This is a genomic window from Sphingomonas sp. OV641, assembly GCF_900109205.1.
GTDB lineage: Bacteria > Pseudomonadota > Alphaproteobacteria > Sphingomonadales > Sphingomonadaceae > Sphingomonas.
Genome location: NZ_FNZB01000002.1, coordinates 433846 through 447682, shown reverse-complemented (window position 1 = coordinate 447682; position 13837 = coordinate 433846). Strand labels below are relative to the sequence as shown.

The following is a 13837-nucleotide window of genomic DNA, read 5'->3' as shown; positions in this document are numbered from 1 at the left end:
TCACGCGCTGATGCGCTGACGGCCTGCTCACCCGGAACGGGTGGGTTCGGCGTCCTCCACTTCGTTCCTGCCCATCCCGGACGCTCTTTTCGTTGCGGGTCCGCTCGCCTAAGCGCAGTCGCATTGCAGGAAAGCCTCTCATGAACATGCTCTCGATCACGCTTCCGGACGGCTCGGTACGCGAGGTACCGCCGGGATCGACGCCCGCCGACATCGCCGCCGCGATCGGGCCGGGCCTCGCCAAGGCCGCCATCGCCGCGCGGGTCGACGGCGAGCTTCGTGACATTAACCGTCCGTTCGAACGCGACGCGCAGCTTGCGCTGGTGACGAGCCGCGACGAGGCGGACGCGCTGGAACTGGCGCGGCACGATTTCGCGCACATTCTGGCGGAAGCGGTGCAGGAACTGTTTCCCGGCACGCAGATCACCTTCGGCCCGGCGACGGACGATGGCTTTTATTATGATTTCGCCGCCCCGGCGGATCGCGGGCCCTTCACCGAGGAGGACCTGCCGGCGATCGAGGAGCGGATGCGCAAGATCATCGCCGCGGACAAGCCGCTGCGCCGCGAGGTGTGGACGCGTGAGCAGCTGATCGAGCGCTGGCAGCAGCAGGGCGAGACGTTCAAGGCCGAATGGGCGGCCGAGCTTCCCGAGGACGAGGAGCTGACGGTTTACTGGTCCGGCGGCGACTGGCTGGACATGTGCCGCGGGCCGCACCTGGCCTCGACGGGCAAGCTCGATCCGCAGGCGTTCAAGCTGACGCGCGTGTCCGGCGCTTACTGGCGCGGCGACCAGAAGAACGCGATGCTGAGCCGCATCTACGGCACGGGCTGGCTGAACAAGAAGCAGCTCGACGCGCATCTGCACATGCTGGAGGAAGCGGCCAAGCGCGATCATCGCAAGATCGGGCAGGAGATGGACCTGTTCCACCTTCAGGCCGAGGCGCATGGCAGCGTCTTCTGGCACCCCAAGGGCTATATGATCTGGCGGCAGCTGGAGGCGTATATGCGCCGCCGGCTCGACGCGGCCGGCTATGACGAGGTCAAGACGCCGCAGGTGATGGACGCCCGCCAGTGGGAGAAATCCGGCCACTGGGGCAAGTATCGCGAGAACATGTTCGTCATTCCGGACGAGGTGCCCAACGTGTCCGACGAGGGCGCCTTGGTGTCGCCCGATGCGGACTGGATGGCGCTGAAGCCGATGAACTGCCCGGCGCACGTGCTGATCTTCCGCCAGGGGATCAAGTCGTATCGCGACCTGCCGATCCGCATGGCCGAATTCGGCTGCTGCCACCGCAACGAGCCGCATGGCGCGCTGCACGGCATCATGCGTGTGCGTCAATTCACGCAGGATGACGCGCATATCTTCGTGCGCGAGGATCAGCTGGTGGATGAGGTGGCGCGCTTCATCGACCTGCTCGATTCCGTATACCAGGACCTTGGCTTCACCGAATATGCCGTGAAGCTGGCGCTGCGCCCCGAGAAGCGCTTCGGCGACGATGCGATGTGGGACAAGTCCGAGGACGAGCTGCGCCGCGCGGTGTTCGCGTCAAACCTGCCGCAGAAGATCAAGGACGGGTTCGAGGAACTGGAGGGCGAAGGCGCTTTCTATGCGCCGAAGCTGGAATTCCACCTGACCGATGCGATCGGCCGGACGTGGCAGGTCGGCACGATCCAGTCCGATCGCGTGCTGCCCGAGCGGCTCGACGCGAGCTACATCGGCGAGGATGGCGAGCGGCACCGCCCGGTGATGCTGCACCGCGCGATCCTCGGCACGTTCGAGCGCTTCCTCGGCATCCTGATCGAGCATCATGCGGGCCGCTTCCCGCTGTGGCTGTCGCCGGTGCAGGCGGTGGTGGCAACGATCGTGTCCGAAGCCGACGATTATGCGCAGGTGGTGCGGGACAAGCTGGCCGCCGCCGGGCTGCGCGTCGAGACGGACCTTCGCAACGAGAAGATCAACTACAAGGTGCGCGAGCACAGCCTGGCCAAGGTGCCCGCGCTGCTGGTCGTGGGCAAGCGCGAGGCGGAAGAAGGCACCGTCGCCGTTCGCCGGCTGGGCAGCCAGGGGCAGGAGATCGTCTCGCTGGACGAAATCGTCGCACGCCTGGTGGCGGAGGCGAAGGCGCCGGATCTGGTGTAAGCGTAACGAGACGGGACGCCCCTTCGCGTTCGTGCTGAGCCTGTCGAAGCACGTGCCAAGCAGCGAAAGCGCTTGAGACACGCCCTTCGACAGGCTCAGGGCGAACGGGGAAGAGGTTTGCTTTCACCGGCGATCGTCACCCCAGGGGCTAGAGTCTGATCCACTCATCTTGATGCAAAGCGGCCTCCCCGGCGAAGGCCGGGGCCAGCTGGGAAGGCGTCAGCAAAAGCCGGTGTGCCTGCCAGCTTTGTCGCGCAACTGGACCCCGGCCTTCGCCGGGGAGGCGGATCAATCTGGGTGGATCAAATTCTGGAATGCGCGGAACGCTGGATCCTGGGACAGGCCTGTCCTGAGCGCCTGCCTGGACAGGCAGTCGAAGGCCCGGGGTGATGGAGAGGGGTTACCGCGGCCGGGTCCACAACGTCGGGTCACGCGGTGTGTCGCGCACCGGGCGCCGTGCTGCCACCGCCGCTTTCGCCACCCATGCGAGCTTGGCCGACTTGGGCGTCGTCACGCGATGATCCCAGGCGTGCGCCCCGCGCGCCGCCACCTCGCGGGCGATGTCGCCATAGATCCCAGCCGCCGCCAGCACCGCCCAGCGCGAGCGGGGCGGCAGCTTCGCCGCGCCGACGCGCGCACTCGCCTCATGCAGCGCCGCACGCGCCGCGAGCCGCCGCGCGAGCACCACCAGCCGATCGCGGAACGGCGGCTTCATGTGCTGCCCGGGCGGTATATCCATTTCCACCAGCCATTCGTCCGGCAGGTAGCAGCGCCCGATCCGGTCATCTTCCTCGACGTCGCGCGCGATATTGGCGAGCTGAAACGCCATGCCGAGATCGCAGGCACGGTCCAGCGTATCCTCGTCCGCCGGATCGACGCCCATCACCACCGCCATCATGCAGCCGACCGCGCCGGCGACATGGTAGCAATAACGGTACAGGTCAGCCTCGCTGCGCGGCCGCCAGTCCTCCGCATCGAGCCGGAAGCCGGTGACGAGATCATGCGCGAACCGCGGTGGCAGGCCCGTTTCCGCCGCAACGACACGCAGCGCATCGAACGGCATGTCGCCCACCACCCGCCCGACCAGCGCCGCCGTGGTCTTCTCGGCGATGATCGCCACGCGCGCCTCGGCGTCCGACACGGCGGTGGCGCCATGGCCGTGATCCTGCCCGTCGACGATGTCGTCGCAGGCGCGGCACCAGGCATAAAGCAGCCATGCGCGCTCGCGGGTCTCGCGATCGAAGAGGTTGCTCGCGGTTGCGAAGCTCTTGGATCCCCTGGCGATCGATTCGCGCGCGGCGGCGACAAGCGCGGCGCGCTCTTCCGCCGCCGTTCGCGAAGGGCTCACAGGTCGTCCGCGCTCATGCGCACGATCGGCTGCGCCGGCTCATGCGCCGCCATGCGATCGAGCAGATCGCCCAGCGTCTCGGCAACGATCAGCAAGCCGCGATGCTGCGGCCGCAGGAAGCCGACCTCGCCCATCTTGTCCCAGAAGGCGACGAGATGGTCGTAATAGCCGGCGGCATTGAGCAGCCCGACGGGATCGGTGTGGTAGCCGATCTGCGCCCAGCTCAGCGCTTCCCACAACTCGTCCATCGTGCCGGTGCCGCCAGGGATGGTGACGAAGCCGTCCGCCAGATCGGTGAAGGCGCGCTTGCGATCGTGCATCCCCTCCACGACGTGAAGCTCGGTCAGGCCGCGGTGCGCGACCTCCGCATCGACCAGCGCCTGCGGGATGATGCCGATCACCTCACCGCCAGCGGCGAGCGCGCCATCGGCCACGGCGCCCATCAGCCCGAGCCGGCCACCGCCATACACGACGCCAATGCCGCGCTCCGCCAGCGTGCGGCCGACATCCCAGGCGAGTTCCATGTACATGGGATCGCGCGGCGTCGCCGAGCCGCAATATACCGCCAGCCGCTTCATACGCCCTTCCGTTTGCGAAAGGGGGACACATACGAACTCAACGCCTTGCTCCTTCAAGCATCAATGCCGCCGTCGCCTTGGCACTGCCCACGACGCCGGGAATGCCGGCGCCCGGATGCGTGCCCGCGCCGACGAAATACATGTTGCTGATCGCATCGTCGCGATTGTGCACGCGGAACCAGGCGCTTTGCGTCAGGACCGGCTCCAGGCTGAACGCGCTGCCCAGATGCGCGTGGAGATCGCGCGAGAAATCGGCGGGGGTGTAGCTGAACTTGGTGATGATCCGATCGTGGATGTCGGGGATCAGTCGCCGACCGACCTCATCAAGGATGCGCTTTTCCAGGATCGGCGCGACGCGGTCCCAATCCTCCGGGAACTTGCCCTGATGCGGCACCGGCGCCAGCGCGTAGAAGCTCGAGCAGCCCTCCGGCGCGAGGCTCGGATCGGTGACGGTCGGATGGTGCAGGTAGAGCGAGAAATCCTCGCTCAGCACGCCATGGTCATAGATGTCGGATAGCAGGCCTTTGTAGCGCGGGCCGAACAGGATCATGTGGTGCGGGATGCCGGGCCAGGTGCCCTTGATCCCGAAATGCACCACGAACAGCGAGGGCGAGAACTTCTTCCGTTCGAGCCGCGCCGCGGTGCGGGCCGCCGCGCGCGATCCGCTGAGCAGATCGCGATAGGTGTGGACGATATCGCCGTTGGAGGCGACCATGTCCGCCTCCTGCCGCCAGCCGCTTCGCGTGCGCACCGCGGTCACCCGATCACCCAGCGTTTCGATTTCCTCTACGGCGTCGCCCAGCCGCAGCGTGCCGCCGAGCCGCTCGAACAGCGCCACCATGCCGGCCACCAGCCGGTTGGTGCCGCCGCGCGCGAACCACACGCCGCCGTCGCGCTCCAGCTTGTGGATCAGCGCGTAGATGGCGCTGGTCGTCATGGGATTGCCGCCCACCAGCAAGGTGTGGAACGACAGCGCCTCGCGCAGCTTCTCGCTCTTCACGAACGAGGACACCATCGAATAGACCGACCGCCACGCCTGATATTTGGCGAGCGCCGGCGCCGCCTTGATCATGGAGGCGAAGTCGAGAAACGCGACATGGCCGAGCTTTTCATAGCCCTCGCGGTACACGCCCGCCGAATAATCGAGGAACTTGGCATAGCCCTCGACATCGGCCGGATCGAGCTTGGCGATCTCGGCGCGCAACAGCTTGTCATCGTTGGTGTAGTCGAAATTGGTGCCATCGGGCCAGTTCAGCCGGTAGAAGGGCTGCACCGGCTCCAGCGCGACGTCGCGGCTCATGTCGTCACCGCTCAGCGCCCAGAGTTCGGCGAGACAGGCGGGGTCGGTGATGACGGTGGGTCCGGCATCAAAGGTGAAGCCATCCTGCTGCCAGACATAGGCGCGGCCGCCGGGCTTGTCGCGCGCCTCCAAGATGGTCGTGGAAACGCCTGCCGATTGCAGGCGGATGGCGAGCGCCAGCCCGCCGAACCCGGCGCCGATGATGATTGCGCGGCTGCTCATGAAGCGTTCCTGATCACGCGAAGGGCACGGAAGATGGGCACCGGCGGCCGCCCTGCCAGCACGCGGAGCTTGTCCCTGGTGGTCGAACGGGCGGCGTAGAAGCGCGCGATCAGCCGGGGATGCAGTCGATAGAAGCGCTCAAGCACCTTGTAGCGCACGTCCGGATCGGCCGCGCGGAACAGCATGGCATCGAGCATGCGATAAAAGCGCCGCTCGTCCCAGCGCGCGCGGGCATAATCATGCGTCAACGCGTGCAGCCCTTCGCCGCTGAGATCACTGGCCTCCGCGATGCGCACGGCCAGGCGGACGGCATCGGGCAGCGAATACCCGGTGGTGGGATGAAAGAGCCCGGCCCGTGCACCGGCCTTTGCGACCTTCGCCCCGCCCCAGCGCCAATAGCCTTCGAAGTCGCCGCCGATCACCACCGGCAGCGCGCCCTTTTCCTCACGCCCGCCGACCGTCGCGGACCATCCCTTCGACTCGGCATAGACATCGATCCGGCGATTGAGCGCACGCACGTTCAGCGAGGCACTGTCGCTGTAATAGGTATCTTCAACAAACACCTGCGTCGGGGAAAATGGCAGCAGGTAAACGAAGCGATAGCCATCATGTTGCGCGACGGTGGCATCCATCACGACCGGGCGCTCGACCCCGTGACCGGCCGGCACGTCGAGCAGCCGGCCGACGAATTTCTGCCAGCCGACTTCCAGCATCGAAAGGTCCCCGGCGCCGCGCGCGTCGATCACGCCCGTCGCCTCGATCCGCTCGCCATCCGCCAGCACGACGGCGGTCGGGCTGCAGGCCAGTACCTTGCAGCCGGTCATGATCGATTCGGCGGGCAACGCGCCGCGCACCACCTGATCGAAGCGATCGGATTCGATCGAATAATAAGGCTGGGCGATGGTGCGCGCATGCGCCGGGAAGGCGACGTCATAGGTCGGCCAGGCATGGCTGACGAGCGGCGTCAGCAGCCAGCGATCCTCCTTGTCGACATCGCCATCGAAGAAGGACCAGACATGGTTGCCGCCCAGCGTGTCGCCGCCCTCGACCAGGCGGATCTTCACCTCGGGCCGGCGCGCCGCCAGCGCCATCGCGATCAGCCCGCCCGCCAGCCCGCCGCCGACGATGGCGAGATCGCATTCATGGGTAACCGGCATCATTCCCGCCTAGCGGATCGAAAGGGGGGACGGAAGCGGGGATCGGCCGCGGCCAATGGCTTAACAACCGCGGCACGGGGACGCGGCCGCTTCCCCCGCCCCCTCCCAACCCGTACAAGCCCCCCATGTCGATCGCGCTCGCCATCACCCTTTCCGCCATCGCGATGACGCTGATCGTCGGCGTGCGCTACCTCATCACCAGCGGGGCCTTCGCGCTTGCCACGCGGGCGAAACACCCCGGGCTCTACAGCGGCCTCGATCCGCAGATCCGGCGCGAGATCTGGTGGAGCCTCGCGTCGGCCGCGATCTATGGCGTGCCGGCCGGGGTAGTCGCCTGGGGCTGGCAGAACCGCGGCTGGACCCGGATCTATACCGAGGCCTCCGCTTATCCGCTCTGGTACCTGCCGCTATCGGTGCTGCTGTTCCTGTTCGCCCACGACACTTGGTTCTACTGGTCGCATCGCTGGATGCACCGCCCGAAGCCGTTCCGCATCGCCCATGCGGTTCACCATGCCAGCCGGCCGCCGACCGCCTGGGCGGCGATGGCGTTTCACCCGATCGAAGCGTTGACCGGGGCTGTGGTAATTCCGCTACTGGTGTTCATCATTCCGATCCATGTCGCCGCGCTTGGATTGGTGCTGACGATCATGACGGTTATGGGTGTGACCAACCATATGGGCTGGGAAATTTTCCCGCGGTTCATGTGGCGGGGGCCATTGGGGGCGTGGCTGATCACTGCCAGCCATCATCAGCGCCATCACGAGCGGTACGGATGCAATTATGGACTCTATTTCCGGTTCTGGGATCGGCTGTGCCGCACGGATGACGGATTGGGCGATTTCACGCGGGAACGGGCGCGTGCTGCTGCTCGCCGCCAGCGCGGTGGCGCTGATCGGCGCGACGCCGGTCGCGCGGCTTGATGTCGATTTCGACCAGGTCCGTTCCGACAAGGGCATGTTGCGCATCTGTCTGACCGCTGCACCTGACAATTTCCCGACCTGCGTTGACGATCACAATGCGACCAGGCGCTCGGTTTCCGCCGGCACCGGCACGCTGCAGTTCGATGGCCTGCCCCATGGCAGCTATGCCGTGGCGGTGATCCACGACGAGAACGGCAACAAGAAGCTGGATACCTTTGCCGGCATCCCGCGCGAGGGCTTCGGCTTTTCGCGCAACCCGCCGATCCGCTTCGGCCCGCCCCGCTTCGCGGCCGCTCGGTTCAGCATCAACAGTGATGCTGAAAAGCAACACGTAAAGCTGCGTTACATCCTGTAAGCAACGTCGGGGAGCCAAATTGCTGCCGGCGGGTTGGGTGCGCACCGAAGAGGGGACGCATCAAACCGTGACAATGAGGATTCTCGTCGGCCTTGCCGCCGGCATTGCCGCTCTGCCCACCATCGCCAGCGCGCAGGACGCCGCGCCACCCGCCACCGCCGAAGCGATCGCGCAGGAGCTGGGCGGCGACAGCGTGACGGTCGGCGTGGGCGTCGGATATCTCACAGACTACGAAGGCTCCGACGATTATCGCTGGACGCCCGTGCCGGGCGCGATCGGATCGGTTGGCGGCATCAACTTCCAGGTGCTCGGCAATCGCGCCAGCGCCGATCTCATCCCTAACCAGTCCGGCTCCACCTGGGATTTCCAGCTCGGCCCGATCGGCGTGATCAACTTCATGCGCAGCGATCGTTCCAGCATCGACGATCCGCGGGTCAAGGCGCTGGGCGAGCGGGACACCGCAATCGAGCTCGGCGGCTATGCGGGTATCGGCAAGACGGGGATCATCACCAGCCCCTATGACCGGCTGTCGGTGTCCGTGAGTTATCGCCACGATGTGACCAAGGTGCATCGCAGCGGCATCTGGCAGCCGACGATCACCTATTTCACCCCCTTGTCGACCAAGGCGGCGGTGGCGGTGCTCGCGTCGGCGGAGCGGGTGGAGACCAAATATATCCGCACCTATTACGACATCTCGCCCGATGAAGCGGCGGTGTCGGGCCTGCCGGCCTACCGCGGCCGGGGCGGGTGGAAGAGCTGGACGGTGGGCGCGCTCGGCACCTATTCGCTGAGCGGCCATCTGCTGAAGGGATGGAAGATCGTCGGCGGTGCGACCTATCGCAAGCTGATCAACGACATGGCGGACAGCCCCATCGTCAGCGTGGCGGGATCGCGCCATCAGTGGATCGGCGCGGTGGGCCTGGGCTACACCTTCTAAGCGTTTGGAGAGGGGCGCGCGCGTCTGCCGCGCGGCCCGGGAGGTGGGGCTGAACTGATCGCCACCAAGGAGCAGCGCCCCACCTCGTTCCCCCCTTGTCGAAAACGCTTCCCGAGGAGCGCTACGCCGACAAGCGGTTGAACCGTCAGGTGAAACAGGGCATGGCTCCACCATGGTTCCTGTTTCGTTCGGCGGCCAATCGCTGACCCCCCTGCCGCAGGGCGCCCTTTATTGGGCTGCCCGCCGGGCGCTGCTGGTCGCTGATCTTCACCTGGAAAAGGCAAGCTGGTTCGCCCGTGGCGGGCAGATGCTGCCGCCCTATGACTCGCTGGCGACCCTCGCTGATCTCACGACGCTGGTGCGGGACACGGTGGTGCGCGAGGTCTGGTGCCTGGGTGACAGCTTCCATGATCCCGAGGGGTGCAGCCGGCTGCCGGAGGCGGCACAGGACATGCTGCGCGCGCTGACCGAGGCGACCCGCTGGACGTGGATCACGGGCAATCACGATCCACATGGCGTGGACCGCTGCGGCGGCGATGTGATGGACGAAGCCGAAGTGGACGGGCTGGTGCTGCGGCACGAGGCGCAGACGGGCGAGACGCGGCCCGAACTGTCCGGACATTATCACCCCAAGCTGCGTGTCCGGGTGCGCGGCAAGCTCGTGTCGCGGCGGTGTTTCGTGGCGACGGGTGCGAAGCTGATCCTGCCCGCCTTCGGTGCGCTGACCGGCGGCCTAGACGCCACCCATCCCGAGATCGTTCGCGCGGTCGGCCGGCCGGCGCACGCGCTGATCCCGGTCGAGGATCGGCTGCTCCGCTTCCCGCTGGCCGCCTGAGCGGGCGTCGCGGCGCGCTCAGACCAGCGCGGCGACGCTGTTCGCGATCAGGCGCACCAGATCGACCTGACCACGCGTCCGCGTCTTGGCGAACAGGCGTTTGGAATAGTTGCGCGCCGTCTCGAGCGTCAGGCCAAGCTGCGCGGCAGCCTCGCTCAAGCTCGCCCCGCCGGCGATCGCGGCGGCGAGCCGCGCCTCGCTGGGCGGCAGGGCGAAGATCGCCGACAATGCGGCGGCACGCGCCGCCTGATCGCCGTTCCGGGGAATAGCCACCAGGCCGATGACCGCTGCGCCTGAACCGGTCGCCGGTGGTTCCGCCGAACAGGGTATCAACAGCAGCCAGTGCGGCATATCTCCCCGCACCCGCATGACTTTCACGGCATTTTCCTGAAGAGCGGCCGCGACGCTGCTGCTCACTCCGACGGCGAGCCAGCGAGGACCCAGCACCGCCTGCGCGCCAGACGACATGGACAATAGCCGCGCGTCGGCGTCGAATCCGATCCAGCCGACACCGGCGCGGCGCAGCGCCTGTTCGGACAAAGCGAGCTCAACACGTGAGCGGTCGAGCGCCCGGCGGGTGCGCAGGGATATGCCGAGGTGCGGCGCGAGCCGCGTGAGCAAGGCGCCGTCCGCGGCGGTAAAGTCGCGCTCCTGTCGGCGTACAATGAGCCAGGCAGAGGCGCTCCCGACCTCATCCACGCGGACGATGCGGCCAAAGCCTTGGTCCCGATCAAGAACGTAGACGCGGCCCGGCCGCAATTGCCGGCGCCACGCGCGGTCGCCGCTGCCGCCTTGCCCAGCCGATGCCGCAAAGTGCACGTCTGGCGCATCCGGGCCGGCGCTGACGATAATGGCGGCACTGTCGGCGCGCACGCGCTGGCGGAGGCGCGAGAGGAACGTTGCCCAGGGGTGCTGCTCATGAACGCCGTCATGCAACGGGAGCAACAGATCGGTTTCGTCGGCCGGCGCGAGTGCCATGACGCATACTCCCATATGGGAGGTTTGCTGTCATCCCGCTGCTGCCATCTTCCCGACAAACAGATCGGGGATTTCATGACTGCCCGCACCCTCACCCATCTCGAGCGGCTCGAGGCGGAGTCGATCCATATCATGCGAGAGGTGGTCGCCGAGAGCGAACGTCCGGTGATGCTTTATTCGGTCGGCAAAGACTCGGCCGTGATGCTGCACCTCGCTCGCAAGGCCTTTTATCCAGCGCCGCCGCCCTTCCCCCTGCTCCATGTCGATACGACCTGGAAGTTCAAGGCGATGTACGAGCTTCGCGATCGCATGGCGCGCGAGAGCGGCATGGAACTGATCGTCTACAAGAATCCTGAGGCCGAGGCGCGCGGGATCAACCCGTTCGATCATGGGTCGCTCCACACCGACATGTGGAAGACCGAGGGTCTGAAGCAGGCGCTGGACAAATACGGCTTTGATGTCGCCTTTGGCGGAGCACGGCGGGACGAGGAGAAAAGCCGCGCGAAGGAACGCGTCTTTTCCTTCCGCTCGGCCAACCATCGCTGGGATCCGAAGAACCAGCGGCCGGAACTGTGGAACCTCTATAATGCGCGAAAATCCAAGGGTGAATCGATCCGCGTCTTTCCGATCTCCAACTGGACCGAGCTCGACATCTGGCAATATATCCAGCTGAACGACATTCCCATCGTGCCGCTCTATTTCTCCGAGCGGCGGCCGACGGTGGAGCGCGACGGGCTGCTCCTGATGGTGGATGACGAACGCTTTCCGCTGCGCGAGGGCGAGACGCCCGTCGAACGCTCGATCCGCTTCCGTACGCTAGGCTGCTATCCGCTGACCGGCGCCGTGGAAAGCGAGGCGGCGACCCTGTCGGACGTGATTCAGGAGATGCTGCTCACCACCACCAGCGAGCGGCAGGGCCGTGCGATCGACAAGGACGCGGGCTCGGCAAGCATGGAGAAGAAGAAGCAGGAGGGGTATTTCTGATGCTGCAAGGTATCACTTTGCAGCAGGTTGGCGTGAGTGGCGAGGACCGTCGCCCCAGCTCCACCGTCGTCCCCGCAAAGGCGGGGATCCACACGCGCTGCCGTCTCGATCATCACGAACCATCGAGTTCATGGATTCTCACCTGCGCGGGAATGACGAGGTAAGTATGGCCAGCACCGCCCAAGAACCCGTCTATCAGGTCGACGCCCTCGTCGCCGAGGACATCGACGCCTATCTCGATCGTCATCAGCACAAATCGCTGCTGCGCTTCATCACCTGCGGCAGTGTCGACGACGGCAAATCGACGCTGATCGGCCGGCTGCTGTATGATTCGAAGATGATCTTCGAGGACCAGCTCGCCGCACTCGAGAGTGACTCGAAGAAGGTCGGCACGCAGGGTCAGGAGATCGATTTCGCCCTGCTGGTCGACGGCCTCGCCGCCGAGCGGGAGCAGGGCATCACCATCGACGTCGCCTATCGCTTCTTCGCCACCGAGAAACGCAAGTTCATCGTCGCCGATACGCCCGGCCATGAACAATATACGCGCAACATGGTGACGGGAGCGTCGACCGCCGATCTCGCCGTGATCCTGGTTGACGCGCGCAAGGGCGTGCTCACCCAGACCCGGCGGCATTCCTATCTTGCCCATCTGATCGGCATCCGAAACGTGGTGCTGGCGGTGAACAAGATGGACCTGGTCGGTTATGATCAGGCGATCTTCGACGAGATTGTGGCCGATTACCGGACGTTTGCGGGATCGATCGGCCTTGATGCGTTCACCGCCATGCCGATCTCCGGCTTCAAGGGCGACAACATCACTGCCCCTTCGCCCAACACGCCCTGGTACACGGGGCCGAGCCTTGTCGCGCATCTCGAGGCCGTGGAGCTGGACGCGGAGGCCGATCAGGCAAAACCGTTCCGCCTGCCGGTGCAATGGGTCAACCGCCCCAACCTCGACTTTCGCGGCTTTGCCGGTCTGGTTGCGACCGGCACCATCCGGCCCGGTGATCCCGTCCGCATCCTTCCCTCCGGCAAGACGTCCAAGGTCGCCCGCATTGTCACGCTGGACGGCGATCTGGACGAGGCGGTGGCTGGCCAGTCGATAACCCTTACCCTGACCGACGAGGTGGATTGTTCACGCGGAGACGTGATTGCGGTCGCCAGCGCGCCGCCCCAGGTGGCGGATCAGTTCGAGGCCACGATCGTGTGGATGGCCGAGGACGAGATGCTGCCAGGCCGCTCCTATTGGCTCAAGCTGGGCACGCAGACCGCGACCGCGACGGTTCAGGCGCCGAAATATCAGGTCAACGTCAACACGCTGGAGCAGCTGGCGGCCAAGACGCTGGACCTGAACGCCATCGGCGTCGCCAACCTTTCCACCGACAAGCCCTTGGTGTTCGAGCCTTATGCGGACAACCGGGCGCTCGGCGGCTTCATTCTGGTCGACAAGCTGACCAACGCCACTGTGGCGGCGGGCATGCTGCACTTCAGCCTGCGCCGGTCGCAGAACATCCATTGGCAACCGACCGACGTTAGCCGCGACACGCTCGCCAGCCTGAAGAATCAAAAGCCGGTGGTGCTGTGGTTCACCGGCCTGTCCGGCGCGGGCAAATCCACCATTGCCAATGTCGTGGAAAAGAAGCTGGTGCGGATGAACCGCCACACCTTCCTGCTCGACGGCGACAATGTGCGCCACGGGTTGAACAAGGATCTGGGCTTCACCGATGCCGATCGGGTGGAAAACATCCGGCGTGTCGGCGAAGTCGCCAGGCTGATGACCGATGCCGGGCTGATCGTGATCACTGCCTTCATCTCTCCGTTCCGTGCAGAGCGGGAGATGGTGCGCCAGATGATGCAGCCGGGCGAGTTCATCGAGGTTCATATCGACACGCCGCTGGCGGAGGCGGAGAAGCGCGACGTGAAGGGCCTGTATGCCAAGGCACGGTCGGGGCAGCTCGCCAACTTCACGGGTATCGATAGCCCCTATGAACCCCCGGAAGATCCCGAGATCCGCATCGACACCACGGCGATGACGCCCGATGAAGCAGCCGAGCTGATCATCAAGAGGATCATTCCATGACC

Annotated in this window: 12 protein-coding genes; 7 read left to right on the top strand and 5 right to left on the bottom strand. The window is 65.9% G+C overall.

All coding sequences use genetic code 11. The features are described from left to right. Positions 1-146: 146 nt before the first annotated feature. On the top strand, positions 147-2141 hold the full coding sequence (thrS, locus tag BMX36_RS13030; protein ID WP_093066403.1) for a threonine--tRNA ligase: 1995 nt from the start codon (positions 147-149) through the stop codon (positions 2139-2141). 400 nt (positions 2142-2541) lie between these two features. On the opposite strand, the gene BMX36_RS13025 is transcribed toward thrS, so the two are convergent. From BMX36_RS13025 to crtY, 4 genes are read right to left on the bottom strand one after another with little or no spacing between them, the layout of a single operon-like run. After that, positions 2542-3489, bottom strand: a complete 948-nt coding sequence (locus tag BMX36_RS13025; RefSeq protein ID WP_093066048.1) for a phytoene/squalene synthase family protein — start codon at positions 3487-3489, stop codon at positions 2542-2544. Continuing rightward, positions 3486-4067, bottom strand: coding sequence for an LOG family protein (locus BMX36_RS13020; RefSeq protein ID WP_066779273.1), 582 nt, complete (start codon positions 4065-4067; stop codon positions 3486-3488). Before BMX36_RS13020 ends, BMX36_RS13025 begins: the two co-directional genes overlap by 4 nt. A 37-nt stretch (positions 4068-4104) precedes the next feature. Then, complete coding sequence (locus tag BMX36_RS13015) at positions 4105-5589, bottom strand: phytoene desaturase (protein ID WP_093066046.1); 1485 nt, start codon at positions 5587-5589, stop codon at positions 4105-4107. Then, positions 5586-6746 (bottom strand): lycopene beta-cyclase CrtY, encoded by a 1161-nt coding sequence (crtY, locus tag BMX36_RS13010; protein WP_093066401.1) that lies wholly within the window; start codon positions 6744-6746, stop codon positions 5586-5588. Before crtY ends, BMX36_RS13015 begins: the two co-directional genes overlap by 4 nt. A 125-nt stretch (positions 6747-6871) precedes the next feature. Here crtY and BMX36_RS13005 point away from each other — a divergent pair, with 125 nt between their 5' ends. The 4 genes from BMX36_RS13005 to pdeM all read left to right on the top strand — a co-directional run bounded on the left by BMX36_RS13005 (position 6872) and on the right by pdeM (position 9793). Continuing rightward, positions 6872-7666: a sterol desaturase family protein gene (locus BMX36_RS13005; protein ID WP_177179131.1), complete on the top strand. Its 795-nt coding sequence runs from the start codon at positions 6872-6874 to the stop codon at positions 7664-7666. Further along, a complete protein-coding gene (locus tag BMX36_RS13000) occupies positions 7605-8021 on the top strand; it encodes a DUF2141 domain-containing protein (protein WP_066775546.1) in 417 nt (138 codons plus the stop codon). The genes BMX36_RS13005 and BMX36_RS13000 overlap by 62 nt, the downstream gene beginning before the upstream one ends. Positions 8022-8094: 73 nt before the next feature. After that, entirely contained in the window at positions 8095-8958 is an 864-nt protein-coding gene (locus BMX36_RS12995) for a MipA/OmpV family protein (RefSeq protein WP_066775549.1), read from the top strand. 172 nt (positions 8959-9130) lie between these two features. Continuing rightward, positions 9131-9793, top strand: a complete 663-nt coding sequence (gene pdeM / locus BMX36_RS12990; protein ID WP_093066044.1) for a ligase-associated DNA damage response endonuclease PdeM — start codon at positions 9131-9133, stop codon at positions 9791-9793. Between the two features lie 18 nt (positions 9794-9811). Here pdeM and BMX36_RS12985 read toward each other — a convergent pair whose 3' ends face one another. Beyond that, the gene (locus BMX36_RS12985; RefSeq protein ID WP_093066042.1) at positions 9812-10771 is read right to left on the bottom strand and encodes a helix-turn-helix transcriptional regulator; all 960 of its coding nucleotides are present in this window, start codon (positions 10769-10771) and stop codon (positions 9812-9814) included. A gap of 75 nt (positions 10772-10846) precedes the next feature. Here BMX36_RS12985 and cysD point away from each other — a divergent pair, with 75 nt between their 5' ends. Together cysD and cysN are read left to right on the top strand one after the other, a co-directional pair. Continuing rightward, the gene (cysD, locus tag BMX36_RS12980; RefSeq protein ID WP_093066397.1) at positions 10847-11755 is read left to right on the top strand and encodes a sulfate adenylyltransferase subunit CysD; all 909 of its coding nucleotides are present in this window, start codon (positions 10847-10849) and stop codon (positions 11753-11755) included. A 166-nt stretch (positions 11756-11921) separates the two neighbouring features. Next, a complete protein-coding gene (gene cysN / locus BMX36_RS12975; protein WP_093066040.1) occupies positions 11922-13835 on the top strand; it encodes a sulfate adenylyltransferase subunit CysN in 1914 nt (637 codons plus the stop codon). Positions 13836-13837: the final 2 nt, after the last annotated feature.